The following is a 23,932-nucleotide window of genomic DNA, read 5'->3' on the forward strand; positions in this document are numbered from 1 at the left end:
TGACCGGATCGAGATCGGAAAGCACGCACCGACCTGGACCGTCAGCTCAGGTCGTAGGAGAGCACGAAGCCGTACGCCTCGCCACCGCCCTCCTCGGAGAGGACCATGTCCGCCTCGCCGACGAGCCCCTCGAGACCGCCGGTGCCGAGCCCGGGGACGACGGTGAGGTGGGAGCGGACGGTCTTGTCGGCGTACGTCCCGCTGATCCGCCACACGCAGGAGCCCTCCTGGCCGGCGATGGAGCCGGTGAACTGCTCGTACGCCTCGAAGACCGCGCCGCCGGCGGGGTTGCCGTAGGCGCCGATCATCCGGGCGACACCCTTGCCCTCGATCTCCCCGGAGTAGGTGTAGTCGGTCTCGGCGGTCGTCAGGCCGCGGTTCGGGATGTAGACGTCGTCGCCCATCTGGGTGCCCTCGCCGTCGATGTCGACGTAGGCCGCCTCGATCCAGCGCGCGACGGTCATCGTGGTGCTTGCCTTGTTGCCGTAGGTGTTGCTGTTCGTCATGGGTCCAGCCTGCTCGGGAAACAGGGGCGCAGGATTGAAGGAACGCGCCATATCGTTGGCGGCATGGCAGGTCACGTGGAGGGCAGGGGCTATCCCGACGCGATCGTGCGGCCGGTGACGGCGGCCCGGACGATCACCACCGAGCGGTTCGCACCCTGCCCCGAGATCGCCGGCCACGTGGACTACCACTGGTACGTCGCCTGGGACCTCGAGCACCCGCACGACCAGCAGGTCATCCCGCAGCCGCGGATCCACATCGCCGCCGAGGAGGGCCGGCTGCTGGTCCACGGCATCGGCCGGCGCCCGTTCGTCCGGCATCTCACCGGCCGCGGGCACACCCTCGGCGTCTCCTTCCTGCCCGGCCTCTTCCGGCCCGTGCTCGGCCGCCGGGTGAGCACGATCGCCGACCAGGTCGTCCCCGCCCAGGAGCTGCTCCGCGTCGACGACCGGCCGGCCGCGGAGCGGATCCTGTCGTCGGCCGACCCGAAGGAGATGGCCGCCGCCATGGAGGCCTACCTCCTGGAGGTCGGCCTTCCCGCCGACCCCGTGGCCGAGGACGTACGCCGCTGGGTGACTCTCGCCGAGGACGACCGCTCGATCACGCGCGCCGAGCAGCTCGCCGACCACGCCGGCCTGAGCCTGCGGTCGCTGCAGCGCCTCTTCAGCGAGTACGTCGGGATCGGCCCGAAGTGGGTCGTGCAGCGGTTCCGCGTGCTCGAGGTCGCCGCCCGCGCCCATTCCGGCGACGTCGACTGGGCCGCGGTCGCCGCGGAGCTCGACTTCAGCGACCAGGCCCACCTGGTGCGTACGTTCCGGGACGTCGTGGGCGCTCCCCCGGCGACCTACGCCAAGGACCTGTAGGGGTTGTGAAGCTGAGAGTGATCTATAGACCACTCTCAGCTTCACAACCCGCGCGCGAGCTGCTCGAGCGCGGCTGCCGAGGACGAACCGGGCTCGGCCCGGTAGAGCACGATGCGCTGGCTGGTCTCGGGCAGCACCATCGCCTCGTACGCCAGGTCCAGCCGCCCCACCACCGGATGCCGCAGGCGCTTGATGCCGTAGCCGCAGTCCATCACCGGATGCTCGGCCCACAGCTCGGCGAACAGGTCGCTGCGCTGGACGAGCTCACCGACCAGGCAGCTGAGGATGTGGTCGTCGGGGTGCAGGCCCGAGGAGTAGCGCAGGAAGCCGACCATCTGCAGCCCGGTGCCCTCGGGATCGACGAAGAGCTCGGGACCGTCCGGCTCGAGGAAGAACCGGCGGATGATGTTCGGGCGCTGGGGGCGGCCGGCGTACGGCGCGTCGAAGTCCAGCCCGTGACCGTAGAGGCGGTGGCCGAGGTCGTTCCAGGCGAGCACGTAGTTGGCGTGGTCGACGATGAGCGCGGGACCGGGGTAGTCCATCAGCATCGCCACCGCGGCCGGGCGCGGCTCCACGTCGCGGCCGCCCGAGACCGTCTCGACCGGGCGCGCCAGCCGACGCAGGTGGTCGTGCTCCTCGGCACTCAGCCGCAGCGCCCGGGCCAGCGAGTCGATCACCGCGTCGGAGGCGTTGTGGTGGTCGGCCCGCTCCAGCCGGGTGTAGTAGGTCGGCGAGACGCCGGCCAGCATGGCCAGCTCCTCGCGGCGCAGGCCGGGCACCCGGCGGGCACCGTAGGACACCAGGCCGGCCTCCTCGGGGCTGATCGCCGCCCGGCGGCTGCGCAGGAACTCTCCGAGCTCGGTCGTCATGGTTCCTATAGTGCGGGCGCGCGGCGATTTCTTCCTGTCCCTGCCAGTGCCAGGCACGCGGGTGACTGTCAGGACAGGTGTCTGGCTGGCGTACGTCATCCGGCGCAGCGTTGGGGCCATGACCACGACTACCCAGGCCGAGCCCGTACGCGAGGCCGCCATGACCCGCGGACAGCTGCTGGTGCTCCTGCTGCTGCTCGCCTCCCAGTTCACCCTCACCGTCGACTTCTCGATCCTCAACGTGGCGCTGCCGACCGTCGGGGACAGCCTCGGGTTCGCCGAGGCGCACGTGCAGTGGATCGCGACCGCGTTCGCGCTGTGCGCGGCGGGGTTCACGCTGCTCTTCGGCCGGATCGGCGACTACGTCGGCCGTCGGCGGGTCTTCCTGATCGGCATGATCGCGCTGGGTGCCGCCTCGCTGCTCGGCGGTGTCGCCACCTCTCCCGAGATGCTGCTCACCGCCCGGGTCGCCCAGGGCCTGGCCACCGCCGCGGTCACCCCGGCGGCGCTCTCGCTGCTCACCGTCTCCTTCCCCGAGGGACCACTGCGGCAGCGCGCCCTGGGCCTGAACAGCGTGGTGATGTCGACCGGCTTCACCGCGGGAGCGGTGCTCGGTGGCGTGCTCACCGATCTGCTCTCGTGGCGCTGGGCGTTCCTGGTCAACGTACCGATCGCGCTGCTGGTCGTGGCGATCGCGCCGTTCGTGCTGCGCGACTCCGCCGACCGGGAGCGGTCGCGGCTCGACATCCCGGGCGCCGTCCTGGTGACCGGCGGTCTGCTCGCGCTGGTCTACGGCGCGACCCGTCTGGGCGAGGCCGGCATCGCCGACGTCTGGGGGCTGGCCGCGATCGGCGTCGCGGTGGTCCTGCTGGTCGCCTTCTGGCGCGCCGAGTCCGCCCACCCGCACCCGCTGGTGCCGCTGCAGATCCTCACCCGGCGCACGATCGGCTTCGGCAACATCGCCGGCTTCGCGACCTTCGCCTTCGAGTCCTCGCTGGTCTTCGTGCTGACGATGTATCTCCAGCACGTCCTCGGCCTCGACGCCCTGCAGACCGGGCTGATGCTGGTCGCGATGGGCCTGGGCGCGATCATCGGCGGCTCCGTCGCTCCTCGGTTCATCGAGACCTTCGGCGTACGCAACACCGTGGCGGTCGGTCTCGCCATCCAGGCGGTCACCACCGGCATCCTCGTCCTGGTCGGGCCCTCGGTCGGCTGGCTGTGGTTCGTCGGCCTGATGAACTTCGTCGGCGCGATCGGGCACGTCGCCGCGATCGTCGGGTTCATGGTCGCGGCGACCTCCGGGCTGCCCGACCACGAGCAGGGGCTGGCCACCGGCCTGGCGATGATGACCCAGCAGGTCGCGATCGCCCTCGGCATCCCGATCATGTCCACCGTGGCCACCGCCGCCGGCGGGATCGACTCGCTCGGCGCGCTTCACGTGGCGATCGCCGTCAACGCGGTCCTGGTCCTGATCGCCGCGCTGCTGGTGGCCGTCGGGATGCCCGTCCGCCGGTCCATCCTCCGAAACTCTCTGAACTAAGTTGATGAAGTCAGTAGACTTTTGCGCATGAGCGCGCCCCTACCTCGTCTTCGACTCGCCGTGGCTCTCGATGGCGCCGGGTGGCATCCGGCCGCCTGGCGAGAGCCGAACGCCCGGCCGGAAGATCTTCTGAAACCCGGCTACTGGGCCGGTCTCGTCCAGGAGGCCGAGACCGGCCTGCTGGACTTCGTCACGATCGAGGACTCGCTCTCGATCCAGACCGACGCACCGTTCGGCACCGAGGACGACGATCGCACCGACCGCGTGCGCGGCCTGCTCGACGCCGTGCTGATCGCCTCCCGGATCGCGCCGCTGACCAGGCACATCGGCATCGTGCCGACCGTGGTCGTCACCCACACCGAGCCGTTCCATCTCAGCAAGGCGATCGCGACGCTGGACTACGTGAGCCGGGGCCGCGCCGGCGTACGCGTGCAGGTGGCGCCGCGGCCGCGCGACGCCGCGCTGTTCGGGCGACGCGAGTTCCCCGACATCTCGTACGCCGACCTGCGCTCGCCCGCGGGCGAGGGGCTGATCCGGGAGGCGTTCGCCGAGGCGGCCGACTACGTCGAGGTCCTGCGGCGGCTGTGGGACTCCTGGGAGGACGACGCCGAGATCCGTGACGTCGCGACCGGCCGGTTCGTCGACCGCGACAAGATCCACTACATCGACTTCGAGGGACTCCACTTCGACGTGAAGGGCCCCTCGATCACCCCGCGGCCGCCGCAGGGACAGCCGGTCGTGGCCGCTCTCGCCCACCGCGACCGGCCCTTCGAGCTGGTCGGCACCTCGGCCGACGTCGGGTTCGTGACGCCGCGGACTCCGGCCGACATCGCCTCGATCACCGCCGAGATCCGGGCCGCGCAGGACGCCGCCGGGCGCGGCGAGGAGACCGTCCACGTCTTCGGCGACATCGTCGTCGTGCTCGACGAGACCGAGCAGGGCGCCCAGGACCGGCTGACCCGGCTGAACGAGGCGGCCGGGGCGGCGTACGAGTCCGACGCGCTGATCTTCGCCGGCACCCCCGCGGGTCTGGCCGACCTGCTGGCCACCTGGCACGCCGCGGGCCTCTCCGGGTTCCGGCTGCGGCCGGCGGTGCTCCCCGACGACCTGCGCCGGATCACGCAGAAGCTCGTGCCCGAGCTGCAGCGGCGGGGGCTCTTCCACGACGCGTACGCCGGGACGACCCTGCGGGGCGCGCTCGGTCTGCCGCGTCCCATCAGCCGCTACGCCACCACCGAGGGGACGCCCGCATGAGCACCGTGCGCAACGATGACAAGCCGAAGAAGCAGATCCACCTCGCCGCCCACTTCCCCGGCGTCAACAACACCACCGTGTGGAGCGACCCGGCCTCGGGCAGCCACATCGAGTTCGACTCGTTCGTCGAGTTCGCGCAGATCGCCGAGCGCGGCCTGTTCGACTTCATGTTCCTCGCCGAGGGGCTGCGGCTGCGCGAGCAGGCCGGGCAGATCTACGACCTCGACGTGGTCGGGCGGCCGGACACGTTCACCATCCTGGCCGCGCTCGCCGCGGTCACCGAGCGCCTCGGGCTGACCGGCACGATCAACTCGACGTTCAACGAGCCCTACGAGGTCGCCCGCCAGTTCGCGAGCCTCGACCACCTCTCCGACGGCCGGGCCGCGTGGAACGTGGTCACCTCCTGGGACGCGTTCACCGGGGAGAACTTCCGCCGCGGCGGCTATCTGCCGCAGGACCAGCGCTACGAGCGGGCCCGGACCTTCCTCGACGCCGCGACCCGGCTGTGGGACACCTGGAAGGGCGACGAGATCCTCGCCGACAAGGCCTCCGGAGAGTTCCTGTCGACACCGGCCGCGGGGACCTTCGAGCATCAGGACAGCCAGTTCGACATCAGTGGCCGGTTCAACGTCCCGCGCAGCCCGCAGGGCCGCCCGGTGATCTTCCAGGCCGGCGACTCCGAGGAGGGCCGCGACTTCGCCGCCGCCAAGGCCGACGCGATCTTCTCCCGGCACAGCCACCTCGAGGACGGCCAGCGCTTCTACACCGACGTGAAGGGCCGGCTGGAGAGGTTCGGCCGTCGCCACGAGGACCTGCTGATCCTGCCCGCGGCCACCTTCGTGCTGGCCGACACCGACGCCGAGGCCGTGGAGCTGGCCCGGGAGATCCGCCTTCAGCAGGTCTCGCCCGCGACCGCGATCAAGCTGCTCGAGCAGCTGTGGAACCGCGACCTCTCCGACCACGACCCCGACGGCCCGCTGCCCACCGTCGACCCGTCCGAGAACGACGACCTGATCGCGAAGGGCCGCGCCAGCGCCCGTTCGCACGGCGACCGGCTCGAGCAGGCCGAGCGCTGGCGGGAGGTGTCGCGCGCCAAGGGGCTGAGCACCCGCGAGACGATCGTCGAGGTCACCGGCCGGCAGAGCTTCATCGGCTCGGCGGAGACGATCGCGTCCACCATCGACGACTTCGTCCAGGCCGACGCCGCCGACGGCTACATCCTGGTCCCCCACATCACCCCCGGCGGGCTGGCGCCCTTCGTCGACCACGTGGTGCCGCTGCTCCAGGAGCGCGGCGTCTTCCGCACCGCCTACGAAGGGGCCACGCTCCGCGAGAACCTCGGGCTGCGGGAGCCGGGGCAGTGAGGTTCCTGGCGATCACGCTCATCGTCCACCGGCCCGATCCGGTGACGGGGCAGCAGAAGTCGACGTACGAGAGGTTCCGGGAGGTCGTCGCCAACGCGGTCCTCGCCGAGGAGCTGGGGTTCGACGGGTTCGGGGTCGGCGAGCGGCACGAGCGGCCGTTCATCTCCTCCTCCCCGACCGTGGTCCTCTCCCACCTCGCCGCACGCACCGAGCGGATCCGCCTCTTCACCGCGGTGACCACGCTGGCGCTGCTCGACCCGGTGCGGGCCTACGAGGACTACGCCACCCTCGACCACCTCTCCGACGGCCGGCTCGAGCTGATCATCGGCAAGGGCAACGGCTCCGCGCAGCGTGACCTGTTCCAGGTGACGCCGGAGGACCAGTGGGACCGGAACGCCGAGTCGTACGAGATCTTCCGGAAGCTGTGGCGGCAGGACCGAGTCACGGCGACCCCGAGGTTCCGGCCCGAGCTGGTCGAGGCCGAGGTCTGGCCGCGGCCGCTCCAGCAGCCGGTGCGGGTCTGGCACGGGAGCGCCACCTCGAAGGAGTCCGTCGACCTGGCCGCCCGCTACGGCGACCCGCTCTTCTCCGCCAACGTCACCAACCCGATCGAGCCCTACGGCGAGCTCGTCGACCACTACCGCGAGCGCTGGACCGCCTACGGCCACGACCCCGCCGACATCGCGATCGGCGCCGGAACGGCAGGGTTGTTCGTGGCACCGACCAGCCAGGAGGCGTACGCCGCCTATCGCCCGGTCTTCGAGGGCCAGCTCGCCTTCCAGGCGAGCGTCGGGCTCGAGCCGGTCTTCCCGACCCTGGAGGACTTCGTCGAACGCTCCTCGGCACTGGTCGGGTCGCCGCAGCAGGTGGTCGAGAAGATCCACCGCTACCACGAGCGCTTCGGCCACCAGGTCGTCCACGTCCATGCCGATGCCAGCGGCCTGTCCGAGCAGCAGCATCGCGACAGCCTGGAGCTCTTCGCGACTGAGGTGGCCGCCCCGCTGCGTACCGCCCTCCCCGACCCGCCCTGGGGCTGGGGCTCCCCCACGAACGGAGCGAATCCATGAGCCACACACCCCTGTCCGTCCTCGATCTCGTGCCCGTGCCGTCCGGTGCCTCCGGAGCGGACGCTCTGCGCAACGCCGTCTCGCTCGCGCAGGCGACCGAGTCGTTCGGCTACCACCGCTACTGGGTCGCCGAGCACCACCTCAACCCCGGTGTCGCCGGCACCTCGCCGGCGGTCGTGCTGGCGCTGCTGGGCAGCGCCACCTCGACGATCCGGATCGGCTCCGGCGCGGTGCTGATGGGGCACCGGACGGCGTTGTCGACGATCGAGGAGTTCGGGCTGCTCGACGCCGCCTTCCCGGGCCGGATCGACCTCGGCCTGGGACGCTCCGGCGGCAGGCCGGGAGCTGCGGCTCCGGTGGGCGTACCGGTCGAGCTGGTCGACGGACGCACGCCGGAAGGGCTCCTCGTCCCGCCGAAGTTCGACCCCAGCGGGCTGCTCGGGTCACCGCGGTTCCGGCTCCAGAAGGAGCTCCTGCAGCTGCCCGGCGCGACCGCGGCCGACTACGGCGAGCAGATCGACACCATCCTCGCCTTCATCGACGGCACCTACCGCGACGCCGCCGGCACCCCGGCGCGGGTCGTACCCGGCGAGGGCGCGGAGCTCGAGCTGTGGGTGCTCGGCAGCAGCGGCGGCGAGAGCGCCGAGGCGGCCGGGAAGCGGGGACTCCGGTTCGCGACGAACTATCACGTCAACCCCTCCGGCGTCCTGGAGGCGGCCCACTCCTACCGCACCGCCTTCGCGCCCTCCGACACCCTCACCGCACCCCACGTTGCCGTCTCCGCCGACGTGGTGGTGGCCGAGACCGAGGAGGAGGCCCGCGAGCTCGCCACCGGCTACGGCCTCTGGGTCCGCTCCATCCGCACCGCCGAGGGCGCCATCCCGTTCCCGACGCCCGACGAGGCCCGCGCGTGGACGTGGACCGAGGAGGACCGGGCGCTCGTGCAGGACCGCCTCGACACGCAGTTCGTCGGCACCGCTGCACAGGTCGCCGACCAGCTGGAGATCCTCCAGCGCGCGGTCGAGGCGGACGAGCTGGTCATCACGACCATCACCCACGACCACGCCGACCGCGTCCGCTCCTACGAGCTGCTCGCGGCCGAGTGGGCCCGCCGCGGTCGCTAGATGCTGACCGAGTTACCTCGGTAGGGCATCACTTGCTTCGTCGAACTCCACGAATGAAGTGATCGCCCACCGAGGTACCTCGGCCAACATTCGGCCGATCGGCCCTTACGGCAGCTTCTCCCCCGCCTCGACCGCCACCGGCAGCCGGTTGCCGGCCGGCGGGAGCGGGCAGGTGGCGTGGTCGGTGTAGGCGCACGGCAGGTTGGTCGCGCGGTTGAAGTCCACGATCACGTTGCCGTCCAGGTCGGGCGCGTCGACGGAGAGCGACCGGTTGGCGGCGTACGTCGTCCTCCCCGAGGTCTGGTCGACGAACAGCACGTGCAGGGAGCCGGGCGCGAAGCCGGGGAACGCGATGAGGCTGTGCACGGCACCGCCCACCTCGAACTCGATCTCGCCCACCGCCTCGTAGACGTGCTCGAGGCCGTCGACGACCGAGCCGACGGTGGTCGGCACCGGCGTGTCGTAGGCGACGAAGCGCCCGGGAACGGCCCACCTCGGGTCCGGCGCGTAGGCCTCGGTGCCGCGGTAGCCGACCAGGACCGGGTTGTCGGGGTGGCGCGGCCGGATGATGTCGTTGCCGCCGCGCTTGGCGATCTCGACGACCGCGTCGCCGAACGCGGCGGTGACCCCGCCGCGCTCGTCGATCACGCCGAACGAGTGCCGGCCGGTGACCTCGACGCCGTCGACGATCAGGGACTCACCCGGGGCCAGCGAGACCACGATGCCCTCGGGGCCGGTCGACCAGGCGCCCGGGACGTCGTCGTACGTCTCCGGCTCCTCGGTGAGCCAGCGGATCGAGGTGATGGCGAGGAATCCGTGCGCCGAGGCGCGCTTCTTCTCGTGCTCCTCGTGCCACGTCGCCCAGTCCTGGGTGAAGGTGTCGGTGACGGTCATAGTTCCTCCCGGAAGGTTCAGAATGCCGGCTTCGGATTGAACTCCGACTTGTCCAGCTTTATGTCGGAAACGTCCCACTTCGTGAAGATCTTGTTGTACGTCCCGTCGGCGATGAGCGCGTTGATGGCGTCGACGATCACCGGCGCCAGCGGCGACTTCTTGGCGACGACGAAGCCGACGTCGGTGAGGCTGAGCTCGCCGAGGTACTTCAGACCGGGCTGGTGGGAGACCAGGTACTTCAGCGACAGGGTCGGACCGAAGTAGAGGTCGGTCTTGCCGTTCTGCAGGCCGAGCAGGATCGCGGCGTTGTCCTTGAAGTAGTCCACCTCGTAGGCCTTCTTGCCGGCCTTCTCGCACTCGGCGGCGCCGTCCTCGAGGATCTGCTGGAAGCTGGAGCCGGGCGAGGTCGCCACGGTGTGGCCGCAGATGTCGGTCAGCGTCTTCACCTGGTCGAGGTCGCCGTCCTCACGGGAGACGAACGACTGCCCGTCGAGCAGGTAGGTGGCGTAGTCGACCACCTCGAGCCGCTCGGAGGTGACCGCGAAGTTGGCCTGGCCGACGTCGTACTTCCCGCTCTGGGCGCCCGGCACGATCGTCTCGAAGCTGCCGAACTCCGTCTTCCAGGTCACCCCGAGCTTGGCCGCGACCGCGTTGCGCAGGTCGATGTCGAGACCGATCTGCTCCCCGGCCTGGTCCGAGCCGCCGTGCGGGAGCCCCTGCTCACCGGTGGCCTCGGTGGTGCCGAGGACGAGCGTCTTGGACTTCTGTACGTCGGCGGGCAGCCGCTTCGTCAGGGCCGGGTCCGCCTGGACGCCCGAGACGACGTCCTGGGTCGGGATCGCGGCCGGTTCGGCGGAGGCCGAGCCGTCGGCCCCGATGCCACGCTCGGCGTCGCTGAGCGTGTCCGAGGCGTTGCCGCAGCCGGCGAGGGCGAGGGCCGCAAGGGCGGCCAGGACGAGCTTGAGCTTCATCTGAGTTCCTTGTCTGGGGGTCACAACACAGCGGAGAGGAACGCCCGAGCGCGCTCGTGGGTGGGAGAGACGAGTACGTCGCCGGGCGGCCCGGCCTCGACCAGCCGGCCGTCGTCGAGGAAGACGACCTGGTCGGCGACCTCGCGCGCGAAGCCGATCTCGTGGGTGACCACGATCATCGTCATCCCGGTCCGGGCGAGGTCCTTCATCACGCCGAGCACCTCGCCGACCATCTCCGGGTCGAGCGCGGAGGTCGGCTCGTCGAAGAGCATCAGCTCGGGCTCGACCGCGAGCGCGCGGGCGATCGCCACCCGCTGCTGCTGGCCGCCCGACATCTGTCGCGGGTAGGAGCGCTCCTTGTCGGCCAGGCCGACCCGGTCGAGCAGCTCGCGCCCGCGCGTCTCGGCCGCCCGGCGGCGTACGCCTGCGGCCAGCTGGCCCTCCAGGACGTTCTCGAGGGCGGTCTTGTGCGGGAACAGGTTGAACTGCTGGAAGACCATCCCGATCCGGCTGCGCTGGCGGGTGACCGCCCGGTCGGAGAGCTCCCGCAGCTGGGCTCCCTCGCGGCGGTAGCCGATGATCTCGCCGTCCACCTCGACGAAGCCGGCGTCGGGCTTCTCCAGGTGGTTGACCGTACGCAGCAAGGTGGACTTCCCCGACCCCGACGGCCCCAGGACGACCGCCACCGAGCCCCGGGCGACGTCGAGGTCGATGCCGTCGAGGACGGTGTTGGCGCCGAACTGCTTGCTCAGGCCTCGAACACGCACCAACGGCTCGCTCATCAGATCACCTCCACGTCTCGACGGGGACTCGACCGTGGGACGAGCGGCAGCTGGCCGCGCCACAGCCGCCAGAACCCGGTGCGCGCGCCCTTGCCGCGGGCGTAGTAGCGCTCCACGAAGAACTGGATCGTCGACAGGACCGTGACCAGGATCAGGTACCAGATCGTGGCGACCAGCAGCAGCGGGATGACCAGGTAGTTCTGCGCGTAGATCAGCTGCACCGAGTAGAGCAGGTCCTGCACCGCGATCACCGAGACGATCGAGGTGCCCTTGAGCAGCCCGATCAGCAGGTTGCCGGAGGCCGGGATGATCGCCGGCATCGCCTGCGGCAGCACGATCCGCCAGAAGATCCGGGCCTTGGACAGGCCGAGCGCCTTGGCCGCCTCGCTCTGACCCGCCTCGACCGAGACCAGGCCACCGCGGATGATCTCGGCGGCGAAGGCGGCGATGTCGAAGGTGAGCCCGACGAAGGCCGCGAGCAGGCCGCTGAACAGATGGGCCGTCTCGATGGTGACGAACGGTTCCAGGAACGGGATGCCCAGGCTGATCTGCGGATACAGCGAGGCCATCTGGAACCAGAAGAGCAGCTGCAGCAACGGCGGCACGCTCCGGAAGAACCAGATGTAGACCGCGCTGACCGAGCTCAGCACCGGGTTGGTGGAGAGCCGCATGACGGCGAGCACGATGCCGAGCAGGTAGGAGCTGATCAGCACCGCCGCGGTCAGCCAGAGGGTGAGCACCAGCCCGTCGAGGATCGAGGGGCGCAGGAAGAACGCGCCGACCACGTCCCAGTGGTAGCGCGGGTTCGTCACCAGGCTCTTCACGATCCCGGCGACGACCAGCAGCGCGAGCGCTGCTGAGATCCACTGGCCCGGCTTGCGGCGCGCGACGAGCCTGGCACCGAGGAGCTGCTCGTCGCCATCACGAGCGAGCAGGGTGTGGCGACGTACGGCCTCATCAACACTCATGCGCGCGACCACCCCTATATGTCGAGTAACTTGCTCAACATTCTAGCCGTCATGCGCGGATCCGGACGGGGCATCCGGAAAATGGGACGAGCCCCGAACCCAACGGGTTCGGGGCTCGACGCGCTCGAGGCTCAGACGTGGTAGTTCGGCGCCTCGGCGGTGACCTGGACGTCGTGGGGGTGCGACTCCTTGAGCGAGGCGGAGGTGATCCGCATGAAGCGGCCCTTCTCCTGCAGCTCGGGGATGGTGCGCGCGCCGACGTAGAACATGGTCTGGTGGAGACCACCAGTGAGCTGGTGGGCGACCGTGGCCAGCGCGCCCTTGTAGGCGACCTGACCCTCGACGCCCTCGGGGACGATCATGTCGTCGTCGGTGACCTCGGCCTGGAAGTAGCGGTCCTTGGAGAAGGACTTCTTGCCGCGGCTCGACATGGCGCCCATCGAGCCCATGCCGCGGTAGGCCTTGAACTGCTTGCCGTTGATCAGGACCGTGTCGCCGGGGGTCTCCTCGGTGCCGGCGAGCATCGAACCGAGCATCACGGTGTCGGCGCCGGCGACGATGGCCTTGCCGATCTCGCCGGAGTAGCGCAGCCCACCGTCGGCGATCACCGGGACGCCGGCCGGCTTGCAGGCCAGGGAGGCCTCGTAGACCGCGGAGATCTGCGGTACGCCGACGCCGGTGACGACGCGGGTGGTGCAGATCGAGCCCGGGCCGACACCGACCTTGACCGCGTCGGCGCCCGCCTCGACGAAGCTCTGCGCACCCTCCTTGGTCGCGACGTTGCCGCCGATGACCTGGACGTGCTTGGTGGCCGGGTCGGTCTTGAGCCGGCGGACCATGTCGATCAGCATGCGTACGTTGCCGTGGGCCGTGTCCGCGACGAGCACGTCGACACCGGCCTCGATGAGCGTGGTGGCCCGCTCCCAGGCGTCACCGAAGTAGCCGATCGCCGCGCCGACGAGCAGCCGGCCCTGGGCGTCCTTGGAGGCGTCGGGGAACTGCTCGGACTTCACGAAGTCCTTGACCGTGATCAGGCCGGTGATGCGGCCGTCGGCGTCGACCAGCGGGAGCCGCTCGAGCTTGTGCTGGCGCAGCAGCTTGGTGGCCTCTTCGCGGGAGATCTCGGCGGGGCCGGTGATCAGGTCCTTGGAGGTCATCACCTCGTTGACCTTGGTGGTCGCCCACTCCGCGACCGGGGTGAACCGGAGGTCGCGGTTGGTGATGATGCCGATCAGCTTCTGGTCGACGTCGACGACGGGGAACCCGGAGATCCGGTATTCACCGGCGAGCTTGTCGAGCTGCTCCAGCGTCGCGTCGGGGCCGATGGTGACCGGGTTGGAGATGATCCCGGTCTGGGTGCGCTTGACGAGGTCGACCTGGTAGGCCTGATCCTCGATGCTCAGGTTGCGGTGGAGCACGCCGATGCCGCCCTGGCGGGCCATCGCGATCGCCATCCGCGACTCGGTCACGGTGTCCATCGCCGCGGAGATCAGCGGCACCCGCAGGTTGATCTCGCGGGTCAGCCGGGAGGTCGTATCGATGTCAGACGGCGCCAGATCCGAGTATCCGGGCAACAGGAGTACGTCGTCGTAGGTGAGGCCGAGCGTCGCGAACTTCTCCGGGATCTCCATAGAGAAATGTTACGGCCCAGCCCCGAGGATCGCCGAAACGGCGAGACTTCTCAGGTGTTTCCTGCGCTTCTCTGGCATTGCATTGCCTGAGAAGCGCAGGAATCACCGGTTGACCGGGTATTCCTACCTACCGGTCCAACGGCTTGAGATCCCGCACCGGCACCTTGACGGTCAGCAGGTCGCCGGCCATCCGGATCCGGCCGCGCATCCCGGCGGCGAGGACCATGGGCAGCACGGCCTGGTTGTCGGACTGGGTGGTCAGCAGGATCTCGTCGGCGCCGAGCATGTGCGCGAGCTTGGCGGTGTCGACCAGCAGCCGGGTCCCGATGCCGCGGCGCTGCCAGGCCGGGTCGACGCGGAGGTTGACGATGCGTACGTTCTCGTCGTCCTCGGTCGCGCCCAGGACCTCGCCGATGCCGACCGCGACCCCGTCGATCAGGGCGGTGACGGTCTCTCCGGAGACGACGAGGTCGGGAGTGCTGCCGGTGCCCAGGCGGCGTACGGGCGGGGTGGTGCCGATCGCCGCCGACTCGCGGCTGCGGTCGAGGACGTCGTTGACCAGGTCGGCCATGGCGGAGCCGCGGGCGTGCTCGGTCGCGGTGAACGGGGCGGTGCGGTGCAGCTGGACGTCGACGTCGGCGACGCGGAGCTCCATGGTGTCGTGGACGACGCCGGGCGGGGCCTCGGCCTCGGCGTCGAAGAGCTGGGCGACCACCTCGGGGAACGACATCGGCCGCTCCAGGACATGGCGTGCGGCCTGGACGTAGCGCGTCGGCTGGTCGGCGAGGGCAGCCTCGTTGGCGGGCTGGATCACCATGTCGCACCCACCCGCGGAGGCGAGCAGCTCGGCCACCCGCAGGTCGCTCCATCCCGGTGGCGTACGCAGCACGAACTCGTCGGTCACCTCGTCCAGCCCGGGGAAGATCTGCATCCCCAGGATGTTGACCCCGGCCTCACCGCAGCGCTGAGCCAGCGCCGCCAGCGTGCCCGGTCGGTCCGGCAGCGTCGTACGCACTCTCCACAACATCGTCCCCGCCATGGGCCCTAGTCTGCCTGTTTCGCTGTTTCTGGTCCGTTACTCAGGGTTAAACCTTCAGTCCGCCGGCGGCCGGGGCGGGGTCTTCTCGCCGGCCTCGACGAGCACGTCGATGTGGTTGCTCGCCGGCGGGAGCGGGCAGGTGGCGTGGATCGTGTAGGCGCAGGGCATGTTGGCGGCGCGGTTGAAGTCGAGGACGGCCCGGCCGTCGACCGGCCGCTCGACGGCGAGCTGACGGCAGGCGGCATAGGTCGTCACCCCGCTGGTCTCGTCGGTGAACAGCAGCCACAGCTCGTCGTCGCCGCCGTCGAAGGCGATCAGCCGCTGCGGGCGGCCGCCGATCTCGAACGCGACCTCCCCGACGGCGTCGATGATGCTCGAGCGGCCCTCGACCACGGACCCGACCGAGATCGGCCGGGTCTTCTCGTAGGCCGTGAAGACGGCGCTGATCTGCCACGACGGGTCCGGAGCGTACGTCGGCGTGCCGGTGTAGTCGCGCAGGAACGGACCGTCGGGCTGCCGCGGCCGGAGCACCGGGGTGCCGAACCGGTCGGCGACCTCGACCGTCCCCCCGTCGAAGGTGGCGATCACGCCGTAGGGGTCCACGTGGCCGAAGACGTGGCGACCGACGAGGGGGACACCGTCGAGCTCGAGCCACTCGCCCTCGCCGAGATCGACGACGGCACCGTCGGGACCGGTCGACCAGAAACCAGGGACTCCGGGAAATCGCTGCGGCCTCGGCCCCAGCCAGTGCAGGCCGGTGATGGCCAGGAAACCTTCGGGACTTCTCAGCTGGGCCTCCCGCTCATCGCGCCACCGCTGCCAGGCCTGCTCGAAAGTCACGCGCTGCACTCTACAAAGACCTGCGTTGCCAGGTCTTGCAATAGCCGGCGACTTTTACCCTGCGGTTCACCGTCAGTGTGCCTGGCTGCGCCCCCGCACGACCCGCACCAGACGGACCGCGACCCGGGCCGCGGTGACCAGGACGAGGTACCAGATCGTGGCCACCGCCAGCAGCGGGACGATCAGGTGGTTGCGCTCCTCGAGCGCCTGCACGACCCCGAGCAGGTCGGTGATCGAGAGCACCGAGACCAGGCTCGTCGCCTGGAGCGTCGTCACCAGGACGTCGCCCAGCGCGGAGATCCGGTCGCCGTCGGGGAGGGCCCTGGCGGCGTACGCTCCCATCGCCAGCGCCAGCCCCACGATCGCCGCGTGGACCGGGGTGACCGTCCGCATCGTGTCGATGTGCAGCCCGGGGATCCCGAAGCCGAGGTCCGGGAAGATCAGCGCGATGTTGCCCCACAGCAGCAGCTGGACGAGCACCGGGACGCTCCCGAACATCCAGACGTACGCCGCCGCGACCCCGCTCAGCAGCGGGTTCTCCGACCTCTGCATCCTGACCACGACGACACCGATCGCCGAGGCCATCGCGAAGACCAGCGCGGTCATCCGGACCGTGAACCAGACCCCGGCGAGGACGTCCGGATGGAGCAGGTGCCCGACGACCTCTCGCGGGAGGAGGTTCTCGTTGGTCACCAGGCTCCACAGCAGCCTGAGGAGGAGCAGGCCGAGGACGGCGGCGATCACCCATTCGACCGAGCTGCGCTGGATCAGCCGGGTCGCGTATGCCCGGCCGGTCCTGTCGGCAGCAACGGTCTCGGTCATCGCGGTGGACTATGGCGTCTCCTGGTGACCAGGAGGTTGCGATCAGCTGGTCATTCCTTGAAATCGCCGAGTCGGCGCATCCGACCCCTCTCGCGGCCAGATGCGCCGACTCGGCTCTGCTCCGACTCGGCTCCTCAGTAGGAGGGCTGAGCCTGGACGTTCAGCTCGTCGAACCTGACCTTCTTCGCCGAGGCGACGCGCGGGTCGCGCAGGTCGAAGACGTCGAAGCCGCGCTGGATCTCGTTGGAGTAGATGTAGCCGTTGTAGTAGTAGGTCGACCAGGGACCGGCGATCGTCGAGGTGTTCTCGAAGGGACCGCGGTCGAACCAGGCGATCTCCTTCGGGTTGGCCGAGTCGGTGAAGTCGTAGACCGACACACCGCCCTGGTACCAGGCCTGCACCATGATGTCCTTGCCCTTCACCGGGATCAGCGAGCCGTTGTGGGCGACGCAGTTCTCGGTGTTGGACTGGGTGCGGGGCATCTTGTAGTAGGACTTGAAGACGAGCTTGCCGCCCTCGATGTCGTAGATGCCGTTGGCGCCCTTCTCCATCCCGGTCTCCGGGTTGCAGGTCGGCGCACCACCGCCACCGAGCTCGTCGGTGAAGACCACCTTGGTGCCGGTGTTGTTGAACGTCGCCGAGTGCCAGAACGCGAAGTTCTCGGTGTCGGTGACCCGCTCGGTGACGACCGGGTTCTCGCGGTCGGAGATGTCCATCAGGATGCCGTCACCCATGCAGGCACCGGCCGCGATGTCCTTGGACGGGTAGGTGGTGATGTCGTGGCACCCGGCGGTGTTGGTGTAGCCGCCGTCGGGGAACAGCACCGGCTCGGCGACCACCGCGGCCTGTTCCGGCGCCCGCGTCGGGATCTTCACGATGCTGATCTTGTCGTGCGGGGGCTGGCAGTCGGGATAGGTGTCGCGGGGACCATAGGAGGAGACGTACGCATAGACGTCCTTGCCGTCCTTGCTCGGCGCCAGCGAGTGGGTGTGGGAGCCGCACTTGGTCTCGACCGCCGCGACGTACTGCGGGTCTCGCGGGTTGCTGATGTCGAAGACGCGGATGCCTTCCCACGACTCCTTGATCTCGGCCGACTGCGGCACGTTGTCGCAGGTGTTGTTGCTGCGGCTGGAGTCGACGGAGAGGACCAGCAGGTCGCCGTAGACGGAGATGTCGTTCTGGGATCCGGGGCAGACGTACTGCTTGACCAGTCTCGGCCTCGTCGGGTTCTTGATGTCGATGACGTTGAACCCGTTGTAGTTGCCCGCGAACGCGTAGTGCCCCTGGAAGGCGAGGTCGCTGTTGAGGGCGTTGGCGGGCTCGAAGGCGCCCGACTTGGGGATGTTGGCGACCAGGTGCATGTTGGGTGACCCGGCGGACTCGCCGGCAGGCACGACCGGGTTGTTGGCGTCGAGCTGGGCGAGGTCGTTGCCGGCGACGCAGGCGGAGGCGAAGTTGTCGCCGAGCGCGGTGATCGCCCGCTTCTCCTCGGCGGTGCAGCTCGTCTGCGCCTCGGGAGTCTGGGTGGTCTCGGTTCCGTGGGTGTGGGACTCGTCTGCGGAGGACGGGGCGGCGACGGCCAGCCCTCCTGCGACAACCATGACCGCCGCGATGGGGGCCAGAAAGTGGGTAGGACGTCTAAGCCTCATGAGCGCAAGCCTTCCGAGTCGGCCGCCGTGGGGTGGCACGGGCATGACCTCTCAACTTTAGTAAAACTCGTACACGGCCGACGTGGAATGTGAATAGATTGTTCCTCCCCTGCGGCGTCTCGGAAGGAACCACATGCGCGGTCGGCGAGTCGGTGTCATCACCACGGGAGTCCTGTTCGCGGCTGTGTCGCTCGGCGGGTGCGGAGGTTCCTCACACGATGCCCACGGTGGGCACAGTGAGCACACTGGGCACTCGCCCAGCCCGGAGGCGGCCACCCAGTCGGCTCCGGTGGTGCAGGGCGGGGCGCCCGGTGAGGCTGCCGAGACGGTCTCGTCCTCGGCCGCCGCCACCGACCCGTGGACCCAGACCGACGCCGACTTCGTGTCGATGATGATCCCGCACCACGCCCAGGCCCTGGAGATGACCCGGCTGGCGAAGGAGCACGCCGTCGATCCCGAGGTCGTGTCGCTGGCCGAGCGCATCGAGGCTGCCCAGGGCCCCGAGATCGTGGCCATGAGCGGCTGGCTCGACGCCCGCGGCCTCCGGGTGCCGCGCGCCTCGGATCCCCCGCACACCATGGCCGGCATGCTCACCCCGGCTCAGCTGAGTGAGCTCGGCAAGGCCCGCGGCGAGAGGTTCGACCGGCTCTTCCTGACCGGGATGATCCAGCACCACCAGGGCGCCCTGAAGATGGCCGAACCGATGGCGTCCAGCGGCAGCGACGCGCAGGCGATCGAGATGGCGATGGACGTCGAGGCCACCCAGTCGGTCGAGATCGAGATCATGGAGAAGCTGCTCGCCTCGCACTGAGAACCGGTACGTTGCGGCGGTGCCCCTCGCCCCCGCCCGTCGCCGACGTGTGCTGATCGGCTCCGCCGTCTTCGCCTGCCTCGCCCTGATCACGACCGTGCTCGTCTACACCGGCGTCGTGATGCCCACGCGGCTGTTCGCGGCGAAGTACGACGTACGCGGCATCGACGTCTCCCACCACAACGGCGCCGTCGACTGGCCACGGGTCGCCGAGCAGGACATCGCCTTCGCCTGGATCAAGGCGACCGAGGGCTCGGCGCACGTCGACTCCCGCTTCTCCGCCAACTGGGCCGAGGCGCAGCGGGCCGGGATCGCGACCGGTGCCTACCACTTCATGAGCTTCGAGAGCCCCGGCAGCGACCAGGCGCACAACATGATCGCCACGGTGCCCCGCGTCGCCGGCATGCTCGCCCCGGTCGTCGACCTGGAGCCCTACGGTTCCTTCAAGGGGAACCTGCCGCCGGCGGCCGAGGTCCGCGCCATCCTGGACCCTCTGCTGGACGCCCTCGAGGACCACTACGGCATCGCGCCGGTCATCTACACCACGCCGTCGGCCTACCGCGCCTACCTGGTCGACGCCTACCCCGACAACCCGATCTGGTTCCGCTCCGTCGCGTGGCCACCGCGGGTTCCCGACGGGCGCGACTGGACCATCTGGCAGTACTCGAACCGGGATCGGCTCGACGGCGTGGGGAGCGAGGATGAGGCGTACGTCGACATGAACGTGCTCTCGGACGAGGTCTCTCTCGACTCGCTGGTCGTTCCTTGAAATCGCCGAGTCGGCGCATCCCGCCCCTTTCGCTCGCTTCGCTTCGCGAAGCACGGGGCAAGATGCGCCGACTCAGCTCTGTGTCAGTGGCCGTGACCGTGGCCGTGACCGGCCGCGGGCGCCTCTTCCTCTTCCGGCTTGTCGACGACCAGGGTCTCGGTCGTGAGCAGCATGCCCGCGATCGAGGTGGCGTTGATGAGCGCGGAGCGGGTGACCTTGACCGGGTCGATGACGCCCTGGGCAACCAGGTCGCCGTACTCACCGGTCGCGGCGTTGTAGCCCTGCCCGACACCGAGGTCGCGGACCTTGGTGGTGATGACGTAGCCGTTCTCGCCACCGTTCTCGGCGATCCAGCGCAGCGGCTCGTCGGCGGCCTTGCGGACGACGCGTACGCCGACCGCCTCGTCGCCCTCGAGGCCGAGGTCCTTCTCCAGGACGGAGACGGCGTGGATCAGCGCGGAGCCACCGCCGGGGACGATGCCCTCCTCGATGGCGGCGCGGGTCGCGGAGACAGCGTCCTCGATGCGGTGCTTCTTCTCCTTGAGCTCCACCTCGGTGTGAGCGCCGACCTTGATCACGCAGACGCCACCGGCGAGCTTGGCGAGGCGCTCCTGGAGCTTCTCGCGGTCCCAGTCGGAGTCGGTGCGCTCGATCTCGGACTTGAGCTCGGCCACGCGACCCTCGACGGCAGCAGCGTCGCCGCCACCCTCGACGATGGTCGTGTTGTCCTTCGAGACCGTCACGCGGCGAGCGGTGCCGAGCACCTCGAGGCCGACCTGGTCGAGCTTGAGGCCGACCTCCTCGGCGACGACCTGCGCACCGGTCAGGATCGCGATGTCCTGCAGCATGGCCTTGCGGCGGTCACCGAAGGCGGGAGCCTTGACGGCGGTCGCGTTGAAGGTGCCCTTGATCTTGTTCACGACCAGGGTCGAGAGGGCCTCGCCCTCCACGTCCTCGGCGATGATGAAGAGCGGCTTGCCGGCGGCGATGACCTTCTCCAGCAGCGGCAGGAGCTCCTGGACGGAGCTGATCTTGCCCTGGACGAGCAGGATCAGCGGGTCGTCGATGACGGCCTCCATCCGCTCCTGGTCGGTCACGAAGTACTGAGAGATGTAGCCCTTGTCGAACTGCATACCCTCGGTGAACTCGAGCTCGGTGCCGGTGGTGTTGGACTCCTCGACGGTGATGACACCGTCCTTGCCCACCTTGGCGAAGGCCTCGGCGAGGATCTCGCCGATCTTCGCGTCGCGGGAGGAGATGGTGGCGACCGAGGCCATGTCGGACTCGTCGACGACCTCACGGGCGGCGGCGCGCAGCGCGTCGCCGACGGCGGCCGCAGCGGCGTCCATACCGCGCTTGAGGCTCATCGGGTTCGCGCCGGCAGCAACCGCGCGCAGACCCTCGTGGACCATCGCCTGGGCGAGGACGGTCGCAGTGGTCGTACCGTCACCGGCGATGTCGTTGGTCTTGGTCGCGACCTCCTTGGTGAGCTGAGCACCAAGGTTCTCGAACGGGTCGTCGAGCTCGACCTCACGGGCGACGGTGACACCGTCGTTGGTGATGGTCGGGGCGCCCCACTTCTTGTCGAGGACGACGTAGCGGCCCTTCGGGCCCAGCGTCACCTTGACGGCGTTGGCGAGCGCGTCGACGCCACGCTCGAGGGCGCGGCGGGCGTTCTCGTCGAACTCCAGGATCTTCGGCATGTGCATTTACTCCCTAGTACGCAGCGCGCGGCCGTGGCCGCCGGGACATATCCCGCCCGGCCCGGCCGCGCTGTGCGAGACGGATGACGTCAGGCGATGACCGCGAGGATGTCGCGGGCCGACAGGATGAGGTACTCCTCGCCGGCGTACTTCACCTCGGTGCCGCCGTACTTGCTGTAGATGACCTTGTCGCCGACGGCGACGTCGAGCGGAACGCGGTTGCCCTTGTCGTCGATGCGACCCGGGCCGAGGGCCAGGACCTCGCCCTCCTGGGGCTTCTCCTTGGCGGTGTCCGGGATGACCAGGCCAGAGGCGGTGGTCTGCTCGGCCTCGACTGCCTTGACGACGATCCGGTCCTCGAGCGGCTTGATGTTGACCGACACTGTGTCGACCTCCCCATTTCTTCTATGGAGTCAGATGATTCTGGGTGGGTGTTGCTACGTCTGTGCTTGCGATCTGCCACGCGCGCCGTCGCGGGGGTCGCACCTGACTCGCAAGCGTTGGCACACTCAAGGGGAGAGTGCCAATGCAGACGTTAGCACTCGCCCGCAATGAGTGCCAGCAAGCCCGGTCTATCGCTGTCCGGGAAGCCTCACCGTCAGGGCGATCGCACCGGCCAGGAGGCCGACGACGATGATGCCGCCGACGACCAGGACGGACCAGCGATCCTCGCTGTCGTCGGTTTCCTCGAATCTGGTGACCTTGAGCTCCTCGCCGTCGCCCGGCAGTGCGCCCAGCGGCGAAACATCCTCGGCGACCTGCGACTTCTTGGCCGTGGCCGACCTGCTCGGCTCCGCCGTCGCCTTCTGTGCGTCCGCCGATCGTTCGGCCCGCGGCTCCGTCTCCTCGTCCGTCTCGTCAGCCGGTTCCGGCACGCTGGGGACCGGGATCCGCACGTACGTCACCGAGTAGCTCTCCAGCTGCTTGCCGGTGCTGTGACTGACGACCACCGTCCGTTCCGGCGCGGAGAGCGTGTGCCTCTCGGCGCCGGCGTTTCCGCGTCCGACCACGCAGAACGACGAGATCAGGTAGCCGTCGGGCGCCGTCGCGGTGGCGGATGTGGCACCCACCGAGGTGTAGGAGCGGTCACCGGACGAGCACGTGCTCACCGGGGTCGCGGTGTCGGCAGATGCGGGCGGGACGAGCATCAGCGACAGCAGAGTCACGACGGCCGCTGCCGCCCAGAGGTTCGGCGGGACTCTACGGGGAGATCTGCGCACCCGGCGGATCCTACATAAACACCCCGCGGGGTAATGGAGTTTGCCCGGTCCGGAAACTCGCCTGAGAGGATCGGCTGCATGGATCTCGACGCCTTCGCCTGGTTGCTGACCGACGACGGGCAACGGCTGCTCGCGCGAGCCACCGAGATGACGGACGAAGGTTCGGCCCTGGCGGTGCAGACCGCGCTGCGCAAGGACGAGACCGCCGAGCACGTGGCCGCAGCGATGACGCAGGTGGACCTGCGCCGGAAGGCGGGCGCCAAGTTCGGCGATCTGGCGCCGAAGATGTACTTCACCCCCGACGGCCTCGAGCAGGCCACCCGGCTGGCCGTCGCCCATCACCGGGCCGCGCGGCTACGCGCCTTCGACGCGGCGAGCGTCATCGACCTGGGCTGCGGGATCGGCGGCGACCTGATCGCCTCCGCGCGTGCCGGGCTCACCGCCGCCGGCGTCGACAACGATCCGGAGCGGGTCGCCGTCGCCCGGGCGAACCTCGACGCCCTCGGGCTGCCCGGCGCCGTCACCGTCGCCGACGCGACAGCTGTCGACCATTCACCTTTCGACGTCGCGTACGCCGATCCCGCCCGTCGCGGCGCCACGGGCCGGGTCTTCTCCGCGGAGGGGTGGACACCGCCGTGGTCGTGGGTCGAGACGCTCTTCGCGCGCGACGCGTGCGTGAAGGTCGCTCCCGGGATCCCGCACGACCTCGTGCCCGACGGTGTCGAGGCCGAATGGGTCAGCGACCGCGGCGAGGTCAAGGAGGCCGCGCTGTGGTCGGGCTCGCTGGCCAGCACGCACCGGCGGGCCACCGTGATCGGCGAGCGCGGTCTGGCGACGCTGACCTCCGAGGACGACCCGGGTGCGGAGGTCGGCGCGGTCGCCGAGTTCCTCTACGAGCCCGACGGCGCGGTCATCCGGGCCGGGCTGGTCACCGCCGTCGCCGCCGGGGTGCAGGGCCATCTGGTCGACGAGCACATCGCGTACGTCACCTCCTCCGCCTCCTTCGAGACCCCGTTCGCCCGCGGCTATCAGGTGCTCGAGGAGCTCCCCTATCGGGAGAAGCAGCTCAAGGCGGCGCTGCGCGAGCGCGGGATCGGGAAGCTGACGATCAAGAAGCGCGGCGTACAGGTCGTGCCCGAGCAGCTTCGCAAGCGACTCTCGCTGTCTGGCTCCGCCGAGGCCACGATCGTGCTCACCAGGGTTGCCGGTGAGGGGACGTGCCTGTTGGTGCGGCCCTTCTGAGGGCGG

23 protein-coding genes are annotated in these 23,932 nt (G+C 69.7%); 9 read left to right on the top strand and 14 right to left on the bottom strand.

Features of this window, described 5'->3' with window-relative positions; all coding sequences use genetic code 11:
• Nucleotides 1-41 precede the first annotated feature (41 nt).
• The gene (locus tag UG56_RS09700; protein WP_052693731.1) at nt 42-506 is read right to left on the bottom strand and encodes a DUF3224 domain-containing protein; all 465 of its coding nucleotides are present in this window, start codon (nt 504-506) and stop codon (nt 42-44) included.
• Nucleotides 507-569: 63 nt separating this feature from the next.
• On the opposite strand from UG56_RS09700, the gene UG56_RS09705 reads away from it, so the two are divergent.
• On the top strand, nt 570-1,367 hold the full coding sequence (locus UG56_RS09705) for a helix-turn-helix domain-containing protein (RefSeq protein ID WP_045549562.1): 798 nt from the start codon (nt 570-572) through the stop codon (nt 1,365-1,367).
• Nucleotides 1,368-1,408: 41 nt separating this feature from the next.
• Here UG56_RS09705 and UG56_RS09710 read toward each other — a convergent pair whose 3' ends face one another.
• Nucleotides 1,409-2,236: a helix-turn-helix transcriptional regulator gene (locus UG56_RS09710; RefSeq protein WP_045549563.1), complete on the bottom strand. Its 828-nt coding sequence runs from the start codon at nt 2,234-2,236 to the stop codon at nt 1,409-1,411.
• Between the two features lie 118 nt (nt 2,237-2,354).
• Between UG56_RS09710 and UG56_RS09715 the strand changes: the two genes are divergently transcribed.
• Genes UG56_RS09715 through UG56_RS09735 form a run of 5 tightly spaced genes read left to right on the top strand, consistent with a single transcriptional unit; the run spans nt 2,355 to nt 8,585 of the window.
• Nucleotides 2,355-3,776: an MFS transporter gene (locus UG56_RS09715; protein WP_045549564.1), complete on the top strand. Its 1,422-nt coding sequence runs from the start codon at nt 2,355-2,357 to the stop codon at nt 3,774-3,776.
• A gap of 27 nt (nt 3,777-3,803) precedes the next feature.
• Nucleotides 3,804-5,030, top strand: coding sequence for an LLM class flavin-dependent oxidoreductase (locus UG56_RS09720; protein ID WP_045549565.1), 1,227 nt, complete (start codon nt 3,804-3,806; stop codon nt 5,028-5,030).
• Nucleotides 5,027-6,394, top strand: a complete 1,368-nt coding sequence (locus UG56_RS09725; RefSeq protein ID WP_045549566.1) for an NtaA/DmoA family FMN-dependent monooxygenase — start codon at nt 5,027-5,029, stop codon at nt 6,392-6,394. The genes UG56_RS09720 and UG56_RS09725 overlap by 4 nt, the downstream gene beginning before the upstream one ends.
• On the top strand, nt 6,391-7,461 hold the full coding sequence (locus UG56_RS09730; protein ID WP_045549567.1) for an LLM class flavin-dependent oxidoreductase: 1,071 nt from the start codon (nt 6,391-6,393) through the stop codon (nt 7,459-7,461). Before UG56_RS09725 ends, UG56_RS09730 begins: the two co-directional genes overlap by 4 nt.
• Nucleotides 7,458-8,585, top strand: a complete 1,128-nt coding sequence (locus tag UG56_RS09735; RefSeq protein WP_045549568.1) for an LLM class flavin-dependent oxidoreductase — start codon at nt 7,458-7,460, stop codon at nt 8,583-8,585. Before UG56_RS09730 ends, UG56_RS09735 begins: the two co-directional genes overlap by 4 nt.
• 105 nt (nt 8,586-8,690) lie before the next feature.
• Here UG56_RS09735 and UG56_RS09740 read toward each other — a convergent pair whose 3' ends face one another.
• From UG56_RS09740 to UG56_RS09780, 9 genes are all read right to left on the bottom strand, one after another.
• Nucleotides 8,691-9,479 (bottom strand): DUF1684 domain-containing protein, encoded by a 789-nt coding sequence (locus tag UG56_RS09740; protein WP_071326995.1) that lies wholly within the window; start codon nt 9,477-9,479, stop codon nt 8,691-8,693.
• Between the two features lie 17 nt (nt 9,480-9,496).
• Nucleotides 9,497-10,450 (bottom strand): transporter substrate-binding domain-containing protein, encoded by a 954-nt coding sequence (locus UG56_RS09745; RefSeq protein WP_045549818.1) that lies wholly within the window; start codon nt 10,448-10,450, stop codon nt 9,497-9,499.
• 20 nt (nt 10,451-10,470) lie between these two features.
• The gene (locus UG56_RS09750; RefSeq protein WP_045549817.1) at nt 10,471-11,232 is read right to left on the bottom strand and encodes an amino acid ABC transporter ATP-binding protein; all 762 of its coding nucleotides are present in this window, start codon (nt 11,230-11,232) and stop codon (nt 10,471-10,473) included.
• The gene (locus UG56_RS09755) at nt 11,232-12,200 is read right to left on the bottom strand and encodes an amino acid ABC transporter permease (RefSeq protein ID WP_045549821.1); all 969 of its coding nucleotides are present in this window, start codon (nt 12,198-12,200) and stop codon (nt 11,232-11,234) included. The genes UG56_RS09750 and UG56_RS09755 overlap by 1 nt, the downstream gene beginning before the upstream one ends.
• 131 nt (nt 12,201-12,331) lie before the next feature.
• Entirely contained in the window at nt 12,332-13,831 is a 1,500-nt protein-coding gene (guaB, locus tag UG56_RS09760) for an IMP dehydrogenase (protein WP_045549816.1), read from the bottom strand.
• 127 nt (nt 13,832-13,958) lie between these two features.
• Entirely contained in the window at nt 13,959-14,870 is a 912-nt protein-coding gene (locus UG56_RS09765; protein WP_045549815.1) for a GNAT family N-acetyltransferase, read from the bottom strand.
• Between the two features lie 54 nt (nt 14,871-14,924).
• Nucleotides 14,925-15,710: a DUF1684 domain-containing protein gene (locus tag UG56_RS09770; protein WP_256206530.1), complete on the bottom strand. Its 786-nt coding sequence runs from the start codon at nt 15,708-15,710 to the stop codon at nt 14,925-14,927.
• A 72-nt stretch (nt 15,711-15,782) separates the two neighbouring features.
• Nucleotides 15,783-16,532 (bottom strand): hypothetical protein, encoded by a 750-nt coding sequence (locus tag UG56_RS09775; protein WP_045549813.1) that lies wholly within the window; start codon nt 16,530-16,532, stop codon nt 15,783-15,785.
• A 134-nt stretch (nt 16,533-16,666) separates the two neighbouring features.
• Nucleotides 16,667-18,133, bottom strand: coding sequence for an LVIVD repeat-containing protein (locus tag UG56_RS09780; RefSeq protein ID WP_256206531.1), 1,467 nt, complete (start codon nt 18,131-18,133; stop codon nt 16,667-16,669).
• A 181-nt stretch (nt 18,134-18,314) separates the two neighbouring features.
• Here UG56_RS09780 and UG56_RS09785 point away from each other — a divergent pair, with 181 nt between their 5' ends.
• Together UG56_RS09785 and UG56_RS09790 are read left to right on the top strand one after the other, a co-directional pair.
• Nucleotides 18,315-18,992: a DUF305 domain-containing protein gene (locus tag UG56_RS09785; protein WP_084100840.1), complete on the top strand. Its 678-nt coding sequence runs from the start codon at nt 18,315-18,317 to the stop codon at nt 18,990-18,992.
• Nucleotides 18,993-19,011: 19 nt separating this feature from the next.
• Nucleotides 19,012-19,761, top strand: a complete 750-nt coding sequence (locus tag UG56_RS09790) for a glycoside hydrolase family 25 protein (protein ID WP_045549811.1) — start codon at nt 19,012-19,014, stop codon at nt 19,759-19,761.
• Nucleotides 19,762-19,844: 83 nt separating this feature from the next.
• On the opposite strand, the gene groL is transcribed toward UG56_RS09790, so the two are convergent.
• The 3 genes from groL to UG56_RS09805 all read right to left on the bottom strand — a co-directional run bounded on the left by groL (nt 19,845) and on the right by UG56_RS09805 (nt 22,684).
• Nucleotides 19,845-21,464 (bottom strand): chaperonin GroEL, encoded by a 1,620-nt coding sequence (groL, locus tag UG56_RS09795; protein ID WP_045549810.1) that lies wholly within the window; start codon nt 21,462-21,464, stop codon nt 19,845-19,847.
• An 89-nt stretch (nt 21,465-21,553) separates the two neighbouring features.
• A complete protein-coding gene (gene groES, locus UG56_RS09800; protein WP_008362423.1) occupies nt 21,554-21,847 on the bottom strand; it encodes a co-chaperone GroES in 294 nt (97 codons plus the stop codon).
• 189 nt (nt 21,848-22,036) lie between these two features.
• Nucleotides 22,037-22,684, bottom strand: coding sequence for a hypothetical protein (locus UG56_RS09805; protein WP_143054980.1), 648 nt, complete (start codon nt 22,682-22,684; stop codon nt 22,037-22,039).
• Between the two features lie 78 nt (nt 22,685-22,762).
• On the opposite strand from UG56_RS09805, the gene UG56_RS09810 reads away from it, so the two are divergent.
• A complete protein-coding gene (locus tag UG56_RS09810; RefSeq protein ID WP_045549808.1) occupies nt 22,763-23,926 on the top strand; it encodes a class I SAM-dependent methyltransferase in 1,164 nt (387 codons plus the stop codon).
• The last annotated feature ends 6 nt before the right edge of the window (nt 23,927-23,932 follow it).

Source organism: Nocardioides luteus (assembly GCF_000960475.2).
Classification (GTDB): Bacteria; Actinomycetota; Actinomycetes; order Propionibacteriales; family Nocardioidaceae; genus Nocardioides; species Nocardioides luteus_A.